The sequence below is a fragment of the Pseudoalteromonas neustonica genome, from assembly GCF_001653135.1.
Taxonomy (GTDB): domain Bacteria; phylum Pseudomonadota; class Gammaproteobacteria; order Enterobacterales; family Alteromonadaceae; genus Pseudoalteromonas; species Pseudoalteromonas neustonica.
This window is the reverse complement of the sequence record NZ_BDDS01000002.1, coordinates 38,803-56,942: the sequence shown is the minus strand read 5'-3', so window position 1 is coordinate 56,942 and position 18,140 is coordinate 38,803. Positions and strand designations below refer to the sequence as shown.

Below are 18,140 nucleotides of genomic sequence, written 5' to 3'. Positions count from 1 at the left end.
CTTGATAAATACTAAGGATGCATCATGTTGTACCACTTCGAAATAGAGACAATGGTCGTAATTTGTGATGATAAATAATAATAGAGGAAAGTTTCCGCGCACAACTCATCCCCCCCCCCTTGTCTACATCTGTGTAGACAAGGGGAATGAACTAATCGCCCTAAGCAGTTTCCCTTCAGGCAGAGCATTTTAAATCTCGAAAGATAACCGGCCTGAAAAGTTATAGCTGCTCGATCTCTCTTGATAAATCAACATTACTATTTGTTACTATTTTTTCAAGTACAATGATTCTTTCAATTAGAACCGCTAATTTATTTTGCATTGTTAAGACAGCTTCTGCTCTATTTGCTTGCTGTAATAAAACCAACTCTTTTTGAACTGTTGTTTTATAAGCAAAATAATGCTTAATAATTACTAGCAAGATTAGAGGGGAACTAAAGACCATAGTAACTAAAAATAATTCAAGCATCATTAAGTCCATAAGTGGGCGTTTTAATAGACAAAGACGAACTATTTGGTTGGTTTTTAAATAATGAAGAAAGTGTTACTTCTCGCTTTTTACCACCTTTAATAAGTACGTTGATGTATACGATACTCAAAATAATGGCGGTCGCTTTAAATAAATTACCTTTTAAATCACCGGCTGCCCCACCAGACATACTAAATATGCCGTAAGCCGCATTCATCAAAATATGCATCCATAGCGGGAACCAAATACGATAACCGCATTCGCAATATAGCCACGCAAACCATGTGCCTGCAATTGTTGTAATAGTAACAGCCATAAGAGCTGAAATAACATCATGCCCTTGATAAATATGGCCCAAACCAAAGATTATGGAACTAATGAGTGCTGCTGGGATAAATCCCCAACGACAAAAACGAAATAATATACCGAACAATGCAGCCCTAAAAATTACTTCTTCAAAAAAGCCAGCATATATTGAACCTGTAACAACCCCTGATATAGAAATATTTAGCTCACTACTTAAAAAAGCATAGCCTATTACCATAGGTGTACAGCAAGCCAGTGCTGCTAATAAATAGCGTTGAGAGTCTTTTATATTTAGACCTAATAATTCATACCAGCGAATCGACTTAAATAACACTGTTGCTATCAGTAAGAATGGTCCATAGATAAACAAGTATTTAGCTGGAAATAATAAAAGATCTGTGTGTTGATCTAGCTCTGATAAAATAGGTATCCAACTTTTACCCCAAAAATATTTCATCCCGTAATGACAGAATATAAACGTAATTACTAGTAACAGTGCTTTTATTTGATACTTCATATGACCTTCTTAAGTGAAATTTTAAATTCAACTCAAGCATGTCAATCACTCATTAAAAAGTCGATAAATTAGGGCTGTAGTTCATTCTCTGGTACTAATTGCAATGTTTTGGGGCCGTTTACATGCTTTAGGGGCCAACAACAAGGCTTGTTTAATTGCATCAACATAAGTTCTCGAAACTGGTACTGCGATATCAGATGACAGCATAGTTAGTTGTAAGCCACCCGCATTACCTTTACTGGCCATCACTAACTCTAAATTCACGGCATAAGAACGATGACAACGATATATAAATATATTTTCAGGGAGTTGCTTTAATAAACCAGTTAACGTGACGCGCAGCAATGTATGGCAAAGACCCTCGTTTTCTTTAATAGCAAGTTCACAATAATTATCAGCCGACTTAATAAATATTATATCCGCGGGTGCAACAGTCAGCCGATCACTTTTATTGTCACCAATAAGTGTAATTAAGCGAGGGGGTGTAACGTCACTTCCTTCTAACACATTACAAACGCTCTGATTGCTAGAAGCCTTCTCAGTAGTATCTGTAGTTAATACGGTCTGTTTTGCATGGCGATTCACCAACAGCATAAAACTAATTGGCAGCAAGCCAATCGCTAACGTATAGCCAATAAAAAGTAATTGATTTTGCCAATGCCAACGTCCCAAGACTGCGACAACAAAGTATCCATGATTAAAAACAGCCGTAATTAGAACGTATACAGCGGGGATCATAATCAATAGCAGTGTGCTGTTGAGAGTGAGCCGAGTTAACGATATCTCAATAGCGCCTGCCAGTAAGAGAGCGCAAAATGTCACTAAACCATAGCCAGATAAACGAAGTAACTTGTAAGGCGTCGTATCATTAGTTGTGCCAAAGGGCTGAAACACAAATAGAACAAATAAGGTTACCAAGGAAAATAGCATTGCTCTATAAACAAGTAACTTTCTTGAAGCTAAGTCATCTTGAAGCCACAACATCATATTTTATATACCTTTAGCAATAACCAATAATAAGAAAATATCATAATTCCACAAGAAACTAACAGCCTAACTTCAATTTATTGAAGCCAATTATTTTAACTTTTCGGCCCGACCAACAAATTTTAAGCACAAAAAAGCCCGCTAATTTAGCGGGCTTTTTTGTTATATGGTGGAGAGATAGGGATTTGAACCCTAGAGGGGCTATAAACCCCTGCCGGTTTTCAAGACCGGTGCATTCGGCCACTCTGCCATCTCTCCAAACTCTTTATAAATTACAAGTAAAAGTGTACTCGTAATTATTTTAATTAGGTGGTGGAGAGATAGGGATTTGAACCCTAGAGGGGCTATAAACCCCTGCCGGTTTTCAAGACCGGTGCATTCGACCACTCTGCCATCTCTCCGCACGGCCTGAATAATAGAGAAGCCCATCGCTTTTGTGAAGCTTTTTTTTCAAAAAAACGTTTAAGTGCCTAAAAAACAATTGATTTGTGCGTAAATAAACCAAGGCAGAACAAAAACCGTGCAAACAGGAACTTTTATATTATTTAATTGGTCTATTGAACTACAAAGGTTTGCCCAAATATAGAAGACTTGGTAATCTAACTTTAGTTAATTATCGTATCTATACTGGTTTCACACAAAGGAGCTCTACAATGGCATTTAATCACTCGTACAATACCGCTAAACCGGTTATGTCGACCATTGAAACAAACAAAGTGCTTAAAAACACTTACTTTCTACTGGCAATGACATTAGCATTTAGTGCTGTGACGGCTGGTATTTCAATGGCATTACAACTTCCCTACTTTATGGGAATCGTTTTTACACTTATTTCATTTGGTTTATTATTTGTTGTAAACAAAAAAGCTGACAGTGCATCTGGTGTTGCATGGGTGTTTGCTTTTACAGGCTTGATGGGCGCAGGCCTCGGTCCTTTATTGAACCATTACGCAGCCATGCCAAATGGCCCTATGCTAATTATGCAAGCGTTAGGTTCAACTGCCCTGATATTTTTTGGTTTATCTGCGTATGCACTTAACACTAAAAAAGATTTTTCGTTTATGGGCGGTTTTTTAACAGTAGGCCTAATCGTGGTTATCGTTGCGAGCATTGTTAACATCTTCATCGGGAGTTCTTTGATGTTTATGGTAGTAAATGCTGCAGTTGTGCTAATCATGTCAGGTTTTATTTTGTTTGATACCAGCCGTATCATCAATGGTGGTGAAACAAATTATATCCGCGCAACAGTCTCTCTTTACTTAAGCGTATATAACTTATTTACATCGCTACTTGCGCTACTTGGCGTAAATAATGACTAATTAAATAGTTCTGTTAAAATAGCCCCTCTTTAGGGGCTTTTTTATTGGATTAGTTTTGGCACGATTTGTACTTTCTATTCACTGCGCACCATCAGATCATGATACAACACAACGTTTGGTTAAATTTGCTCATGCATGCTTAGCACAAGGTCATACAATAGACGCTATTTTTTTGTACCAGCAAGGTGTATTCCATGCCAGTCAACATTTAAACCTTGCATCAGATGAGTTAGCTATTAGTGCCCTTTGGCAAACACTGTATGAAAAGAAAATAAACTTAATGTTATGTGTCACTGCTGCCGAAAAACGGGGTCTTGATATTACAAAAAAAGGTATATTTTCAATCGCTGGGTTAGCCGAGTTTGCAATGCTCGCAAGTGATGCTGACAAATGGGTGCAATTTAAATGATCAATGTACTTGTACTAAGCCAGCATAGTCCTTTTGATGATATGCATATTCGCGATGCCCTTGATATGACCTTAATTTTTGCAGCTATAGAGCAAAATATTAGTTGGCTGTTTACAGGCCCCGCTGTACTTGCATTGAAAAAAGGTCAACACACTGATCCCCTCGGGCTCAAAAATTATTTTAAAAGCATAAAAACACTCGAAATTTACGATGTTGAAAACATTTACGTATGTGAAAAATCATTGGTCGATTTTAACCTTGCTAAAAGTGACTTACTCATTAACGTCAACGTATTAGACTTTGCAGCGCAAAGTAAATTAATAGCTACTCAACATCAGGTCGTCAATTTATGAGTACATTGCATATATTTTCAAAACCAATCAGTTACTATGCCACAGAGCGTTTAGCTAATTTAATACAAGAGCATGACAGCGTATTGCTCGTTGGTGACGCATGCTATTCAACATATTTATACCGCCAGTTTTCATCTGATTTATTATTTTTAGCCGAAGATGCTCTTGCCCGTGGTTTAACAATAAATGAATCTGATAATGCCCTTAATTATGCAGATTTTGTTGCTCTTACCTTATCAACTTCACAATCAATTACGTGGTGATCCATGCTCGAATTTAATAAACAACTTATTGAAACAGATAAACAGGGCTATTTGCTCAACCACGAACAGTGGAGCACAGAGCTTGCCCCAACGCTTGCAGAACAAGAAAATATTGAGTTGACACCGCAACATTGGGAAGTAATAAATTTTGTCCGTGATTTTTATCTTGAATACAATACGAGTCCAGCGATCAGAATGCTGGTAAAAGCAATGGCTAAAGCGCTCGGAGAAGACAAAGGAAATAGTATTTACTTATACACATTATTCCCAAAGGGACCTGCCAAACAAGCGACAAAAATAGCTGGGTTGCCTAAACCTGCAAGGTGCATATAATTATGAGCCAAAACAATAAACCACAAACAAGCCGACGCAGCAGTGGACGTAGCTATAGCCGCAGTACCCTTATCTCTAAAAAAGGTAGTAGTGCCACAAAGCGTGAAATCAAACCAGCAATTGATCCAAGCGAGCGTAAGGTTGTTTTATTTAATAAACCTTTTGATGTACTTTGCCAATTTACAGATGACGATAATAGACAAACCTTAGCAAGCTTTATTCCTATTAAAGATGTTTACGCTGCAGGGAGACTCGATAGAGACAGCGAAGGCTTATTACTACTAACAAATTGTGGAAAGCTACAAAACACACTTACGGCCCCAAATAAAAAAACCAGTAAGACTTATTGGGTGCAAGTCGAAGGCCAACCAAGTAATGACGCGATACGCGCACTGTGCCAAGGTGTCGAACTAAAAGATGGGATGACACTCCCTGCTAAAATTGAGAAAATAGATACCCCAGATTTATGGCCAAGAACCCCAGCCGTAAGAGAGCGTAAAAACATCCCAACCAGCTGGCTTAGTATCACCTTAACCGAAGGTAGAAATCGTCAGGTTCGTCGTATGACTGCACACATTGGCCACCCAACTCTGCGTTTGATTCGTTACCGTATTGGTGATTACTGCCTCGATAACATTGGAACGGGTGATTACAAATTACTGTAAAACTAGCAAGTCAAGCGAGCTTACTTCAGCTCATTTTTGACACTATTGATTTACTACAATACAATCTCGACCATGTTCTTTTGCTTTGTACAATGCTTTATCCGCACCATCTAAAAGTTGAATATGGTCACATTGATTATACCGTGTATTAATACCTAAACTTAATGTCACTTTATTTGTAAAACAATGATCATATATTATTGTTAGTTCAGAGATAGCATGTTGGATTTTTTGAGCTACGTTACATGCCCCAGCAGCACTTGTTTGTGGCAGAAGAACTACAAATTCCTCTCCACCAAAACGCGCAACAAAGTCTTCAGGACGACTAACCGCAGTAGATATACATTGGGCTACTTTAAGTAAACATTCATCACCAATTAGGTGCCCATAACTATCATTAAATTGTTTAAAATTATCAATATCAATTAAAATTAATGACAAAGGACTGTTTGTTTTAATACTTAAATTGAATTCTTGAATTAATTTTTCATCGAAGCGACGTCTATTCGCTATTTGTGTCAACGAATCTAAAAATGCCATGTCTCTTAAAATATCTTCAGCTTCCATGCGTTGTGTTGCATCTTTAAAAATAGCTAAAAACTCATTATCAATATAAATACCCGAAATTTCCATCGTAATCAAGCGACCATCTTTACACGTAACCTGATAATGTTGTGGCTCTATATCTGTTTTATGCTCAACTGCATACTCAACTGCAGTGTTCCATGTTTGTAAAACCCACGATCGGTAAGCTGGATCTGGGTAGGCCTTTAACCACCAAGTATCCATATTTGGTATATCTTTAATTGTATATCCAAATACGTCCACAAACCTTTGATTTAACCTAATAATATCACCCGTGACAGTGCTGACATTACACAAGGGTATTGGCACTTGGGTAAATAAATTAGCATAATGACTTAACTCATGCTGACGCATAGGTTGGGTATTCCCTTGCGTTAAATGTGTGATATTTTGTACCGTTACAGGGCTATTTGTAATAACCTTTGCTTGCATTGAGTAAACAAAAGACCATTCTAACCACCAGTTTGCAAGTGCCGCACTCAAAGCTTTATTTCGTGTTTGTTGGGCAGTGAATTTATTGTCTAATGAAATAAAAAATACAGGTAGCTCTTCAAGTAAAGAGCCGTCTTGAGTTGATTGATTATATAATGCTTCAAATAGTGTAAACGCCTCAGTTCTGAGATCGCTATTCGTATTTTTGACCATGTGATCAATTTCATCGTTTGCAAAGACTGCAAAACGGTCTATCAATGAGATTAATGAATGAGTATATAAGACATAATCCATATGTATTGCCCAATACTTTATCGTTCGTTACGAACAAATAAAACTAAAATGACACGTGAATGATTTTAAAAAAACACATTCAGCGTGAAGAAATAAATAACGATTTTGAGTTAATCACTCAATTATTGCATTTTACAGTATAAAATACGTTACCCTGATATTATCACTAAGGTCTAGTATTTTATTAAAATAGTATCTAATTAAAATAATACATCCGGATTACTTTATTCTAATAACAACTTTAGACCCAGTAAAGCAATCCAGCCTAATTATTTACTATTAACTTGTAAAGTACATTACAAACCACCTTCCTTTATATAACTCTTTCTGTAACAAGTTAAATATGGGTACTGCGCGATTGTCAGAGCACCCCCTATTCCTCAGTAATCGCTAGACAAAACTCATTTTTTGGGTGGCTTGGCTGTCTATTTACATGCTATAATCGCGGCCTTTCATAGTCTGTGTGGTTAATCAGAGCCTCTATTCTTTATCTCTGTAATGCACATATGCGCTAGTAGTTTAAATGACAGCAACCTGTATAAGCGAAATTACCCATGAGCGAAAATAGTCACATTAAAGTCATCGTTGGCATGTCCGGCGGTGTTGATTCTTCTGTATCAGCTTATTTATTAAAACAACAAGGCTATAAAGTTGAAGGCCTGTTTATGAAGAACTGGGAAGAAGACGATAATGATGAATATTGCGCCGCCGCAGACGATTTAAAAGACGCACAAGCGGTCTGTGATAAATTGGGCATTGAATTGCACACCGTTAATTTTGCTGCAGAGTATTGGGATAACGTGTTTGAGTATTTCCTTGCTGAGTATAAAGCAGGCCGTACACCGAATCCTGATATCATGTGTAATAAAGAAATCAAATTCAAAGCCTTTTTAGAATTTGCAGCAACCGCTCTCGGTGCTGACTTTATTGCAACAGGTCATTATGTCCGTCGTGAATTACGCGATGATAAATATGTAATGTGTCGTGGCCTCGATGATAACAAAGATCAAAGCTATTTCTTATACACATTAAGTCATGAGCATATTGCGCAAACGCTTTTCCCTGTGGGTGATATTGCCAAACCAGAAGTGCGCCGTATTGCTGAAGAACAAGATTTAATTACCCACGATAAAAAAGACAGCACCGGTATTTGCTTTATTGGCGAACGTAAGTTTAAAGATTTCTTACAAAAATTTTTACCTGCACAACCAGGTGTTATCGAAGACACTGACGGTAACAATGTAGGTGAACACGAAGGCTTGATGTATCACACATTAGGACAACGCAAAGGTTTGCTCATTGGCGGAATGAAAGAAGGCTCAGGCGAACCATGGTATGTGGTTGATAAAGATCTAGAGCGTAATGTACTCATTGTTGGCCAAGGTAAAGACCACCCTCGTCTATACAGCAATGGTTTAAATGCCAACCAGCTACATTGGGTTGATCGTATTGGGCCAAAAGGCACGACTCGTTGTACAGTAAAAACTCGCTACCGCCAAGAAGACTTAAGCTGTACGCTATTAGTTGGTGATGATGGCCTAGCTCGCGTATTATTTGATGAGCCACAAAAAGCGGTAACGCCAGGTCAATCAGCCGTATTTTATGCCAACGAGATTTGTTTAGGCGGCGGTATTATAGACTCGGTGATAAAATAATGAATGAACACCAAGTCATGGCATTAGCAGCCATGTGCCAAGTTGCTAAACAAGTTCAAAAAATAGCGCAGTTCGGTAGTAGCAACGATTATGAATTAGAAAAGCTATTTACAAGTATTGTACAAACGTCGCCTGATTCACCCAGTGATGTATACCAAGGCACTGAAAATTTAAGAGATGGCTATAAAAGTTTACTTGACCAGCTCAGTGCGGGTGAAAAAAAAGATGTTGAAATCGTCAAATACGTTGGCGGTTTAATGCAATTAGAGCGTGCTTTAAGCGCAAAACCAAGTAGCTTAGCAGAGCTTGGGAAAAGCATAGATGATATCAAGCGTCGTCTTGATCATTTTTCAGTGACTGATGACACTGTTGTTGCTGCCCTTGCAGATATTTATTCAAAGGTGCTTAGCCCCCTAGGGCACCGAATACAGGTTTATGGCAAACCTGACTTACTAAAACAGCAATTAATACAACACAAAATACGTGCCTTATTATTAGCAGGTATTCGCAGTGCTGTATTATGGCGACAAATGGGCGGAAAACGCCGTCATTTTTTCTTTTCGAAAAAAAGCATTATCGCCATTGCTAAAAACCATATTTAATTATCGTTCAAAACTAAAATTTAGGAGTTATTATGGAGCTTTCAGCGTTAACAGCTATCTCTCCGGTGGATGGTCGCTACGGCAGCAAAACCACTGAACTACGCAGTATTTTCAGCGAATTTGGCTTGATCAAGTACCGTGTAACAGTAGAAGTTCGTTGGTTACAAGCCCTTGCTGCAGCAAGCGAAATCAAAGAAGTACCGGCATTTAGCGACGAAGCAAATGCTTTACTTAACGCGATTGTTGATAACTTCAGTGAAGCAGACGCACAGCGTGTAAAAGACATCGAAAGTACCACAAACCACGATGTTAAAGCAGTTGAATACTTATTAAAAGAAAAAGTAGCTGACAACGCAGAGCTACATGCCATTAATGAATTTATTCATTTTGCATGTACATCAGAAGACATCAATAACCTATCTCATGGTTTAATGCTAACTGAAGCGCGTAACGAAGTATTACTTCCTTATTGCGATAAGTTACTTAACGCAATTAAAGAAAAAGCGATTGAGTATAAAGCTGTACCAATGATGACTCGTACTCACGGTCAACCAGCTACACCTTCAACTATGGGTAAAGAGTTTGCAAACGTTTATATGCGCTTAAAGCGTCAACGTGATCAAATTGCACAAGTTGAAATGCTAGGTAAAATCAATGGCGCAGTAGGTAACTACAACGCTCACCTAAGTGCTTACCCTGATTACGATTGGCACAATCACGCAGAGCAATTTGTAACGAGCCTTGGTTTAACATTCAACCCGTTTACTACGCAAATTGAACCGCATGACTACATTGCTGAGCTGTTTGATGCTATTGCACGCTTTAACACAATTTTATTAGACTTCGATCGTGATGCATGGGGCTACATTGCCCTTAACCACTTCAAGCAAAAAACCATTGCCGGTGAAATTGGTTCATCAACCATGCCGCATAAAGTTAACCCAATTGATTTTGAAAACTCAGAAGGTAACTTAGGTTTAGCTAATGCTATTTTCTCACACCTTGCACAAAAGCTACCTGTTTCTCGCTGGCAGCGTGATCTTACTGACTCTACAGTACTACGTAATTTAGGCGTTGGTATGGGTTATGCACTAATTGCATACCAATCAACGCTTAAAGGTGTCAGCAAGTTAGAAGTAAACGAACAACGTTTACTTGACGAATTAGACCAAAACTGGGAATTGCTAGCAGAACCAATTCAAACAGTAATGCGTAAGTACGGCATTGAAAAACCATATGAAAAGCTAAAAGATTTAACCCGTGGTAAACGTGTAAATCAAGAAATCATGGCTGATTTTATCGATGGTTTAGACTTACCAGATGAAGCTAAAGTAGAAATGAAAAAGCTAACGCCAGCTAACTACATTGGCCGTGCTGTCGAGTTTATCGACAACCTAGTTTAAGCTTTCTGCAACAACTAATTTTAATGTACCCAACCGCTCGATGGAGAATTCGCATCTTGAGGTGGTTTGGGTATAGACTACTAAGCGAAAGGCCCTAGCCTTTCGCTTTTTTCATTTTTAACGGGCGCAGCATGTATCAACTAACTATAAATGGCTTAACTGAGCAACAATTTCTAACTCAATATTGGCAAAAAAAACCGCTCTTGATCAAACAAGGTTTTGCAGACTTTGTTGATCCACTTGATGCCAACGAACTTGCTGGCCTTGCTATGGAAGAGAGTATTGAATCGCGGATAATCACAAATCATAATAATGATTGGCAAGCACACCACGGTCCATTTGAAGATTTTGAATTACTTACAGAGCAAAACTCGACCCTATTAGTACAAGCAGTTGACCACTGGCACCCAACAGCTTCACAACTACTCGAACCGTTTCGATTTATTCCAAATTGGCGAATAGATGATTTGATGATCAGTTTTTCAACGCCTAATGGTGGTGTAGGCCCACATTTAGATCAGTACGACGTATTTATTATTCAAGGTGAAGGCAAGCGTCACTGGCGAGTGGGTATGCCAGATAGTAACCTAAAACAATTTGCACAAAATAAAAGTTTATTACAAGTTGAACAATTTCCTGCGATTATTGATTGTATTCTCGAGCCCGGCGACATTTTATACATTCCACCAGGGTGCCCACATGAGGGTTACGCAGTAGAAAATGCCCTAAACTATTCAATCGGTTTTCGCGCACCAAATCAGCGTGATTTATTATCAAACTTTGCCGATCATATTATTGATAAAGAAGCTGGAAATAGTCGTTATCAAGACCCCGCAATAAAACTGCGCGATTCTAAAGGTGAGATCCAAGCAACAGAAGCCGATAACATTAAGTTATTAATGCAAGCAATGCTTGATGATGACGATTTATTTACTTCTTGGCTAGGTACAACACTGAGTCAACCTAAGCACGAGATGGATTTAATGCCACCAGAAGATTTATTTAATAGCGAACAAGTAACTGCACTATTAGAAGATAATGAACTGTTTTTTGAACGCTTAGGCGGCACCCGCGCGTTATATCAAGTTTTTGATAATGAAATACTTCTCAGCGTCAACGGTGAAAATTACTCGCTTCCATTAAATGATTTAACAGCAGTTAAACTACTCACTGACCACACCATGGTGACAGCAGTGCAACTGAATAGTTCAAAAAATAGTTTAGTTTTTATACAAACCTTTACTACACTATTAAATGAGGGTATTTGGTTTTGTTAGGAGTAGGTTTCTATGAGCTATCATATCAACAAGGTAGAATGGGATAAAGGCAAGGACTTATTACAACATATAAGAGAGCGGGTATTTGTATGTGAATTACATATACCCAAACACATCGAGTTTGATAGTCTCGACCGGTCTGCTTATCACATACTTGTTACAGATGATGCGCAAACACCCGTCGCAACAGGGCGATTATGCAAAGACGGCTTAATTGGCCGTATAGCCGTGTTACCAGAGCATCGTAATCGTTCAGTATATAAATCTTTACTTACCTATATTGTCAATCTCGCACAGCAGCAAGGCTGCGAACGAGTAAGCATTAATTGTATTTTAAATGAAGTAGAACGTTTTAAACGTAATGGCTTTGAACAACAAGGCCATGTTTTTATGGAAGCAGGAATACCTAGGCAGCGAATGCAGTGCCCTATAAATCTATTTGATACTAAGCCATTTACTTTAGTACATTAATTAATACGAGTTATTTTATTGCCACTAGCTTAAAATAACTCGTATGCTTCTAGGGAATATTGGGTTTATATTTTACTATTTTGGCTCGTTAACCCACAGCTCTTCTTTTTCGTACATTTCATAGAGTCCATGCGCACGGTTTACTAACAAATTAGCAAAGTCGACGGACGTTTTATCATTTCCTGCTGTTTCTAAAAGCTGGTCCGCTTTTAACTGCCATTGAAACGAAAAATATCTTAAAGCGTCGCGTGCATTTTCTGCAGCCGATGCCAACGCATGATCTGTAGGTAAGCGACCCGTGATCACCCAATAATTTTTACCATCTTGAGCCTTAAATTTCCACAATGCACACAATGGCGCAATAAAGCGGCTTTCTTTCTCAAACAAACTTTTTGGCATTACGCCTTTTTCAGCTAAATGCTTTTGTGCATTTTGAAAACACGTTCGCTGCCACTGAATATTCTCTTGCTGTGCTTGTTCTTCTGGCGTTAAGTCTTTTACTTGTTTTTGTTCCATAACATTTAATTCTCTTTTACAACTTGATGACACTTTAATTCTATATAATTATCGGCGCAAGTAGAAACGATCAATTTCCTTTGCTATTTAGTGTCAAATTAATATCGTATCGCGCTATTAATTCGAATTCTTACTAAAAATTTTAGTGAATACTGTTCCAGCCTCATTTCTATTCGCTAAATCACAGATTGCATTTTATTCCGTTTAAATTAATAATACTGCTCCCCAAGCGGGAACATCATAACTATAAAATGGAATATGTATGAAAAATATAATTAAAACAACACTTCTAGCCACTACTTTCGCCGCTATTCAAGGCTGTGCTCCAAGCAGTTATAAAATTACTGCACCTGTAACATCAACCAATCAGTATCAAGTTGATAATGTAACTACACATAACCTTAATTTCTCAGATAAAAGAGACACAAGCACAACACCATTTAATCACGGTGTGCTAAAAGCTGATTTAATCCTCGACAACCAACCTCTTGTTCCCGTTGAGTTTTTACAAAAAAATGTGCTTCTTGAGCTACAGGCCCGTGGGTTACCTGCAAGTGTATTAGATACAAGCGACACTGAAATCCGTATCAATAAATTAAATATGCGCAATCATAGAACCAATGCGTATACGCCTTTTATTACTTTTACTATGCTCAGTGCAGATATTATTACACCTGAAAATACCCAGCGTGTTGCTGTGTATGTAAAACGCGGTAAAGTGCCAGTGTGGAGCTTTGACGAGATTATTGAGCCTACTTTAAATCAGCCTATGGATGTTTTAGTCAAGGAGCTATCAGCTAAAATTAACCGAGCACTATACAAGCAACAACTATCGAATGCTGATGTACAAACTCTTATTAGTAAAATTAAAGCTAACTTAGATAAAGATATTACTTACCTTGATGTTTATCAATTAGGCTTCTCAAATAACCCAACCGCTATTGATTATCTTGTTGAACTAACTAAACATGATGGTGAATATATACGTTTAGCTGCTATCTCATCACTAGGTAACATGCAATCAGTTGCACATTTTCAATTACTAAAAGACCTCTATGAAAACAGTAAAACTTGGTCTGACCGTGCTATGGCATTAAAAGCAATTGGCGATTTAAATACAGATCAAAGTCGCTCTTTTTTAGCTGAAGCTCAAGCTGGTCTTAATAAGAAAAATAGCAAAGAGACTCTTTGGACAACTGAATTAATTAATTTATACCTATAAGAATATAGGTTATACGAGTAAACAATGTGTTTACTCGTCTTTTATCGGTAGTTCTTTTTCGCTGTCATACGGTTAAAAAAGCCTGGAAAGAAACGCTTAATGGTTGGAGCCCAGCCACTGATCCCCTCTCCAACAACGACTTCATCTTTACGTTTGGCTATGGCACTAATCATCTGCTTTACCGCAGCGGTTACATCCATGCCATTTTCAATTGACTCTTCTGCTTTATTTTGTGCAACTCCATACTCATTAAGTGAGTTATGAGCAATCGCGGTTTTTATCGAGCCCGGGCAAATCGTCAAGCAATGAATATTTTTATCGGCAACTTCTGCTCGCAGGCAATCCATAAACCCAACAACTGCGTATTTAGAGCCTGAGTAACCCGTTCTAAATTTAGAGCCTACTTTACCCGCCACACTACTTATCGACACTACAGAGCCGCTACCTTGAACAACCATACTTGGTAACACCGCTTTTGTAAGCGCAATTAAACCAAAGTAATTAACTTCCATAAGTTGGCGATACACGGCAAAGTCATTTTCTAAAAATAAACTACGCTGCGATACACCACCATTATTAATTAAAATGTCAACTTTACCAATATCAGCCATGTTAGTTGTTACATATTCAAGTACCTGCTCAGGCTGTGATAAATCAAGTGGGATCACTTTATGCTGCCCTGGCGGTAATTGATCACAAAGTTGCTTGAGCTTATCGGTACTTCTTGCTGATAAAATTATATTAGCGCCTAAGTTTGCAAATTGTATTGCTAATTCTTTACCAATTCCTGATGATGCACCGGTGATCCACACAGTCTTATTATGAAAGTTCATATTCTACCTATGATTTTAATTATTATGGTTTTGATTATTAAGGTTTTGTAGGACCCGCTATATCGCTGATCTGCTGCTCTAGCTCTTGGTATAATCCAAGTAGAAAAAGTGCTTCAACTAACACAAATAACGGTCCGATTATCAATCCAATTAAATCATCAACAAAAGCCGGTTTTTTGCCTTCATAATAATGGCCAATAAACTGTAGTACCCAGCCAAATACAAAAGTACCGATACTCATAATCAGCCAACTATTTAAACTGAGGCTCGCAATGGGCACTGCTGCAATAGTCATTAGTATTAGAATAGCCGCCATTATCAAACCCAATGACACACTCAGCGTTAAGTAATAAATCACACTCGCCAATACAAAAATATCGGCACCACTAATAACATACTCAGCAAAAGGTAGCTGAATACGCGCTAATAAGCACAGTACCGCAAAAATAATTAATGGGATCCCAAAAAAATGTGTAATTACATTTCGTCTTGAACGATGATACAAGCCGTAGTTACCTAATTGCTGTTGAAGTGTTTTCATTCTGCTGCTCTATAAAAATGCCTTACTCATAACTTTAGCACCTTACATGACGCAACAATGTCTGCTACCCGACATTTTAAAATTCCTTTTACACAAATGCGCTTATAATTTTCCCTTTATCGTGATCCGGTGTCTTAGATTGTAGCTCACGGCCCTTTTGGTACTCTTGTTCAAGCATCGTTTGAAGCGCTTCCATTTTTTTAGCTAAATCTTTGCTATCACCGCCTTGCTCTTGAATTTGCTCAGCCAATTTTTCAATGGCCGCTTTGAGCTCATCAATTTTTTCTTTATCGACCCCTAAACGTTGATAAATAAGGGTCTCTTTTGCTTCATCTAAAAATTTTTTTTCATAGGATGGATTTTTAAGCCGGCTTGCCGCATCAGGTTGGCTAGTATTTGCCACCTCAGGCAAAGTCGTTGCCGCTTTAGGATGGGCAATAGTTTTTACTTGAACGGGTGCACTATATGGCTCTGTGCGGTACTGATTATTAAAAGTAAGTGAGGTCATTATTTCAAATCCATTGAGTGTATGCATTTACGAAGCAAGTTTAACGCCAACAGACTTAAAGGGATTAATGCGCTAGTAAAGCCAACTCTTTCTTATTAAGGATTTCAATACGCTGATAGTGCAACGAAATAAGCTTTTTTTCGCTTAATATTTGTAGTATTTGATTAATTGTTTGACGTGTTAGATAGGTCATATCTGCTAGTTGTTGCTGCGATAACATAATCGTTGCTTTATTGCTGCTTAAAGGCACTGCTACGGCCATCATAGCAAGACGTTTACATACTTTTTGCTGTGCAGTTAATAGCGCATGATCTTCGAGTGAACTAAACAATAGCCGTATTTTTTGTGATAGCAATATACCAAAATCATGCCAGTAAATCGGGTTTAGTGCTAACAATTGGATCAGTGCGCGATGTGGTATATGCAGCAATCTAACCTGTGTTTGTGCATATACATCATGCGTACGTAGTCCGCCATCAAATAGAGCAACTTCACCAAACCAAATAGCAGGATCGATAAAACTAAGCACCGCCTCCTTACCTTCACCATTAACGCCACTAACTCGCATAACTCCGGCAAGTACCGCATATAAGCCACTATTAGCCTCACCTCGGTGAAAAAGCGCATCAGCTGCATTTAATTCAATTATTTTTGCTGACGATAATAAAGCGAGTTGCAATTCATTTGATCGACTACTAAACCAGCCCCCTTGATTGATTATCGCACGATCCTGTTCATTCATTGCACTTTGCTCTACATTGGTGTTAATCAACAAATAATAAAAGGGATTGTCATGTTACACAAAATTATTTACAGCAGTTTATTGCTATGTGCTTTATCCTCGCCATGTTTGGCTGCCGATCTTAATGATGTTATAAACAAAAAACTAAAAAAAGCCAACCACAGTGTTAGCGAAAAAGTCATCACTTGGCGCCGTCATTTACATCAATACCCAGAGCTTAGTAATCGGGAATTTGAAACCGCAAAATACATAACTAAGCACTTAAAATCACTCGGTCTTGAAGTACAAACAGGCGTTGCTCACACCGGTGTCGTCGCCAAATTAAAAGGTGGCAAAAAAGGTCCTTTAGTCGCATTGCGCGCTGATATGGATGCCCTACCAGTCACTGAATTGGTAGACTTACCCTTTGCATCTACTCAAACCTCAACTTACCGTGGTAATAAAGTGGGTGTAATGCACGCCTGTGGTCATGATAACCATGTCGCCATTTTAATGGCCGTAGCCGAGTCACTCGTTAAAATTCAAGATGCGTTAGCCGGTGATGTACTTTTTATATTTCAGCCAGCTGAAGAAGGCGCTCCTGAAGGTGAAGAAGGTGGCGCAGAGCTGATGTTGAAAGAAGGTTTATTTAAGCTAAAACCAGCTGCTGTCTTTGGCTTGCATGTAACCAGTTCACTTAACACAGGTAAAATTGGCTTTCGTGAAGGCCCCCTTATGGCCAGTGAAGATTCATTCACAATTAACGTACAAGGTCGCCAAACTCATGGTTCTCGTCCGTGGAATGGGGTAGATCCGATTGTAACGTCATCACAAATCATTATGGCCACCCAAACTATTTCATCTCGCCAAGTGGATGTTACAAAAGCGCCGTCGGTGATCTCGTTTGGTGCAATTAACGGTGGCGTCCGTTCAAACATCATTCCTGATAGTGTTGAACTCATTGGTACTATACGTACTTTTGACCAAACGATGCGAGCCGATATTAAAAAACGTTTAGTGAAAACCGCTGAGCTTGTTGCTGAATCAGCAGGCGCTAAAGCTGATGTGCATATTAACCACGGCTATCCGGTTACAGTTAATGATGTTCAACTTACCCAACTAATGACCCCAACACTTGAAAAAGTAGCTGGTGCAGACAATATTATTACAACGGATTTAATTACAGGAGCCGAAGATTTTAGTTATTACGCCTTAGAGACCCCTGGATTGTTTTTCTTTTTAGGTGTAACGCCACAAGGTAAAAATGCAAAAAGCGCAGCGAGTAACCATTCACCACAATTTTATGCCGACGAAAAAGCCCTGCAATTAGGGGTAAATGCAATGACGAACTTGGTTGTGGATTTTTTTGCAAAAACGCATGACGTTACGCATATTCAGGAAGAATAAATTTTTACTCCGTTAGTATCTCGCACTATTAATAAATGAAAAAGAGACACAT

At 38.4% G+C, this 18,140-nt stretch carries 22 protein-coding genes and 2 tRNA genes; 13 read left to right on the top strand and 11 right to left on the bottom strand.

The window, feature by feature from the left end:
* Positions 1-220: 220 nt before the first annotated feature.
* The 5 genes from A7967_RS03575 to A7967_RS03555 all read right to left on the bottom strand — a co-directional run bounded on the left by A7967_RS03575 (position 221) and on the right by A7967_RS03555 (position 2,680).
* A complete protein-coding gene (locus tag A7967_RS03575; RefSeq protein ID WP_231659007.1) occupies positions 221-472 on the bottom strand; it encodes a hypothetical protein in 252 nt (83 codons plus the stop codon).
* The gene (locus tag A7967_RS03570) at positions 462-1,292 is read right to left on the bottom strand and encodes a CPBP family intramembrane glutamic endopeptidase (protein ID WP_054204745.1); all 831 of its coding nucleotides are present in this window, start codon (positions 1,290-1,292) and stop codon (positions 462-464) included. Before A7967_RS03570 ends, A7967_RS03575 begins: the two co-directional genes overlap by 11 nt.
* A gap of 81 nt (positions 1,293-1,373) precedes the next feature.
* Positions 1,374-2,279, bottom strand: a complete 906-nt coding sequence (locus A7967_RS03565) for a LytTR family DNA-binding domain-containing protein (protein WP_054204746.1) — start codon at positions 2,277-2,279, stop codon at positions 1,374-1,376.
* 167 nt (positions 2,280-2,446) lie between these two features.
* Positions 2,447-2,537, bottom strand: a tRNA-Ser gene (locus A7967_RS03560).
* A gap of 52 nt (positions 2,538-2,589) precedes the next feature.
* A tRNA-Ser gene (locus A7967_RS03555) sits at positions 2,590-2,680 on the bottom strand.
* A 252-nt stretch (positions 2,681-2,932) separates the two neighbouring features.
* On the opposite strand from A7967_RS03555, the gene A7967_RS03550 reads away from it, so the two are divergent.
* The 6 genes from A7967_RS03550 to A7967_RS03525 are packed head-to-tail and all read left to right on the top strand — an operon-like array spanning position 2,933 to position 5,621.
* Complete coding sequence (locus tag A7967_RS03550) at positions 2,933-3,598, top strand: Bax inhibitor-1/YccA family protein (RefSeq protein WP_054204747.1); 666 nt, start codon at positions 2,933-2,935, stop codon at positions 3,596-3,598.
* Between the two features lie 55 nt (positions 3,599-3,653).
* Positions 3,654-4,007, top strand: coding sequence for a sulfurtransferase complex subunit TusD (gene tusD, locus A7967_RS03545; RefSeq protein WP_054204748.1), 354 nt, complete (start codon positions 3,654-3,656; stop codon positions 4,005-4,007).
* A complete protein-coding gene (tusC, locus tag A7967_RS03540; protein ID WP_054204749.1) occupies positions 4,004-4,360 on the top strand; it encodes a sulfurtransferase complex subunit TusC in 357 nt (118 codons plus the stop codon). Before tusD ends, tusC begins: the two co-directional genes overlap by 4 nt.
* The gene (locus A7967_RS03535; RefSeq protein WP_054204750.1) at positions 4,357-4,623 is read left to right on the top strand and encodes a DsrH/TusB family sulfur relay protein; all 267 of its coding nucleotides are present in this window, start codon (positions 4,357-4,359) and stop codon (positions 4,621-4,623) included. The genes tusC and A7967_RS03535 overlap by 4 nt, the downstream gene beginning before the upstream one ends.
* Before the next feature lie 3 nt (positions 4,624-4,626).
* A complete protein-coding gene (locus A7967_RS03530) occupies positions 4,627-4,956 on the top strand; it encodes a TusE/DsrC/DsvC family sulfur relay protein (RefSeq protein ID WP_054204751.1) in 330 nt (109 codons plus the stop codon).
* Between the two features lie 2 nt (positions 4,957-4,958).
* Complete coding sequence (locus A7967_RS03525; protein WP_054204752.1) at positions 4,959-5,621, top strand: pseudouridine synthase; 663 nt, start codon at positions 4,959-4,961, stop codon at positions 5,619-5,621.
* A gap of 42 nt (positions 5,622-5,663) precedes the next feature.
* Here A7967_RS03525 and A7967_RS03520 read toward each other — a convergent pair whose 3' ends face one another.
* Positions 5,664-6,932, bottom strand: a complete 1,269-nt coding sequence (locus A7967_RS03520) for a sensor domain-containing diguanylate cyclase (protein ID WP_054204753.1) — start codon at positions 6,930-6,932, stop codon at positions 5,664-5,666.
* Positions 6,933-7,486: 554 nt separating this feature from the next.
* On the opposite strand from A7967_RS03520, the gene mnmA reads away from it, so the two are divergent.
* From mnmA to A7967_RS03495, 5 genes are all read left to right on the top strand, one after another.
* Positions 7,487-8,587, top strand: coding sequence for a tRNA 2-thiouridine(34) synthase MnmA (gene mnmA, locus A7967_RS03515; RefSeq protein ID WP_054204754.1), 1,101 nt, complete (start codon positions 7,487-7,489; stop codon positions 8,585-8,587).
* Positions 8,587-9,189: a high frequency lysogenization protein HflD gene (gene hflD, locus A7967_RS03510; RefSeq protein ID WP_054204755.1), complete on the top strand. Its 603-nt coding sequence runs from the start codon at positions 8,587-8,589 to the stop codon at positions 9,187-9,189. The genes mnmA and hflD overlap by 1 nt, the downstream gene beginning before the upstream one ends.
* A gap of 32 nt (positions 9,190-9,221) precedes the next feature.
* Complete coding sequence (gene purB / locus A7967_RS03505; protein ID WP_054204756.1) at positions 9,222-10,592, top strand: adenylosuccinate lyase; 1,371 nt, start codon at positions 9,222-9,224, stop codon at positions 10,590-10,592.
* Between the two features lie 131 nt (positions 10,593-10,723).
* A complete protein-coding gene (locus A7967_RS03500) occupies positions 10,724-11,869 on the top strand; it encodes a ribosomal protein uL16 3-hydroxylase (RefSeq protein ID WP_054204757.1) in 1,146 nt (381 codons plus the stop codon).
* Positions 11,870-11,881: 12 nt separating this feature from the next.
* Positions 11,882-12,340: a GNAT family N-acetyltransferase gene (locus A7967_RS03495; RefSeq protein WP_054204758.1), complete on the top strand. Its 459-nt coding sequence runs from the start codon at positions 11,882-11,884 to the stop codon at positions 12,338-12,340.
* A 75-nt stretch (positions 12,341-12,415) separates the two neighbouring features.
* Here A7967_RS03495 and A7967_RS03490 read toward each other — a convergent pair whose 3' ends face one another.
* Entirely contained in the window at positions 12,416-12,856 is a 441-nt protein-coding gene (locus tag A7967_RS03490) for a DUF4826 family protein (protein ID WP_054204759.1), read from the bottom strand.
* Positions 12,857-13,118: 262 nt separating this feature from the next.
* Between A7967_RS03490 and A7967_RS03485 the strand changes: the two genes are divergently transcribed.
* The gene (locus A7967_RS03485; protein ID WP_054204760.1) at positions 13,119-14,078 is read left to right on the top strand and encodes a HEAT repeat domain-containing protein; all 960 of its coding nucleotides are present in this window, start codon (positions 13,119-13,121) and stop codon (positions 14,076-14,078) included.
* 41 nt (positions 14,079-14,119) lie between these two features.
* On the opposite strand, the gene A7967_RS03480 is transcribed toward A7967_RS03485, so the two are convergent.
* The 4 genes from A7967_RS03480 to A7967_RS03465 form a co-directional block, all read right to left on the bottom strand.
* Complete coding sequence (locus tag A7967_RS03480) at positions 14,120-14,911, bottom strand: SDR family oxidoreductase (protein ID WP_054204761.1); 792 nt, start codon at positions 14,909-14,911, stop codon at positions 14,120-14,122.
* Between the two features lie 37 nt (positions 14,912-14,948).
* A complete protein-coding gene (locus A7967_RS03475) occupies positions 14,949-15,452 on the bottom strand; it encodes an Mpo1 family 2-hydroxy fatty acid dioxygenase (protein ID WP_054204762.1) in 504 nt (167 codons plus the stop codon).
* A gap of 88 nt (positions 15,453-15,540) precedes the next feature.
* Positions 15,541-15,960: a hypothetical protein gene (locus A7967_RS03470; RefSeq protein ID WP_054204763.1), complete on the bottom strand. Its 420-nt coding sequence runs from the start codon at positions 15,958-15,960 to the stop codon at positions 15,541-15,543.
* A gap of 64 nt (positions 15,961-16,024) precedes the next feature.
* On the bottom strand, positions 16,025-16,702 hold the full coding sequence (locus tag A7967_RS03465) for a Crp/Fnr family transcriptional regulator (protein WP_054204764.1): 678 nt from the start codon (positions 16,700-16,702) through the stop codon (positions 16,025-16,027).
* A gap of 51 nt (positions 16,703-16,753) precedes the next feature.
* Here A7967_RS03465 and A7967_RS03460 point away from each other — a divergent pair, with 51 nt between their 5' ends.
* A complete protein-coding gene (locus A7967_RS03460; protein WP_054204765.1) occupies positions 16,754-18,088 on the top strand; it encodes an amidohydrolase in 1,335 nt (444 codons plus the stop codon).
* The last annotated feature ends 52 nt before the right edge of the window (positions 18,089-18,140 follow it).

Bases quoted from the DNA above. Each gene is read 5' to 3' on its own strand.
- A7967_RS03535 (WP_054204750.1), top strand. From the start codon at position 4,357: ATGAGTACATTGCATATATTTTCAAAACCAATCAGTTACTATGCCACA.
- purB (WP_054204756.1), top strand. From the start codon at position 9,222: ATGGAGCTTTCAGCGTTAACAGCTATCTCTCCGGTGGATGGTCGCTAC.
- A7967_RS03465 (WP_054204764.1), bottom strand. From the start codon at position 16,702: ATGAATGAACAGGATCGTGCGATAATCAATCAAGGGGGCTGGTTTAGT.
- tusC (WP_054204749.1), top strand. From the start codon at position 4,004: ATGATCAATGTACTTGTACTAAGCCAGCATAGTCCTTTTGATGATATG.
- hflD (WP_054204755.1), top strand. From the start codon at position 8,587: ATGAATGAACACCAAGTCATGGCATTAGCAGCCATGTGCCAAGTTGCT.
- A7967_RS03570 (WP_054204745.1), bottom strand. From the start codon at position 1,292: ATGAAGTATCAAATAAAAGCACTGTTACTAGTAATTACGTTTATATTC.
- A7967_RS03470 (WP_054204763.1), bottom strand. From the start codon at position 15,960: ATGACCTCACTTACTTTTAATAATCAGTACCGCACAGAGCCATATAGT.
- A7967_RS03460 (WP_054204765.1), top strand. From the start codon at position 16,754: ATGTTACACAAAATTATTTACAGCAGTTTATTGCTATGTGCTTTATCC.
- A7967_RS03485 (WP_054204760.1), top strand. From the start codon at position 13,119: ATGAAAAATATAATTAAAACAACACTTCTAGCCACTACTTTCGCCGCT.
- A7967_RS03520 (WP_054204753.1), bottom strand. From the start codon at position 6,932: ATGGATTATGTCTTATATACTCATTCATTAATCTCATTGATAGACCGT.
- A7967_RS03495 (WP_054204758.1), top strand. From the start codon at position 11,882: ATGAGCTATCATATCAACAAGGTAGAATGGGATAAAGGCAAGGACTTA.
- A7967_RS03550 (WP_054204747.1), top strand. From the start codon at position 2,933: ATGGCATTTAATCACTCGTACAATACCGCTAAACCGGTTATGTCGACC.
- A7967_RS03530 (WP_054204751.1), top strand. From the start codon at position 4,627: ATGCTCGAATTTAATAAACAACTTATTGAAACAGATAAACAGGGCTAT.
- A7967_RS03525 (WP_054204752.1), top strand. From the start codon at position 4,959: ATGAGCCAAAACAATAAACCACAAACAAGCCGACGCAGCAGTGGACGT.
- A7967_RS03480 (WP_054204761.1), bottom strand. From the start codon at position 14,911: ATGAACTTTCATAATAAGACTGTGTGGATCACCGGTGCATCATCAGGA.
- mnmA (WP_054204754.1), top strand. From the start codon at position 7,487: ATGAGCGAAAATAGTCACATTAAAGTCATCGTTGGCATGTCCGGCGGT.
- A7967_RS03575 (WP_231659007.1), bottom strand. From the start codon at position 472: ATGATGCTTGAATTATTTTTAGTTACTATGGTCTTTAGTTCCCCTCTA.
- A7967_RS03565 (WP_054204746.1), bottom strand. From the start codon at position 2,279: ATGATGTTGTGGCTTCAAGATGACTTAGCTTCAAGAAAGTTACTTGTT.
- A7967_RS03475 (WP_054204762.1), bottom strand. From the start codon at position 15,452: ATGAAAACACTTCAACAGCAATTAGGTAACTACGGCTTGTATCATCGT.
- A7967_RS03490 (WP_054204759.1), bottom strand. From the start codon at position 12,856: ATGGAACAAAAACAAGTAAAAGACTTAACGCCAGAAGAACAAGCACAG.
- A7967_RS03500 (WP_054204757.1), top strand. From the start codon at position 10,724: ATGTATCAACTAACTATAAATGGCTTAACTGAGCAACAATTTCTAACT.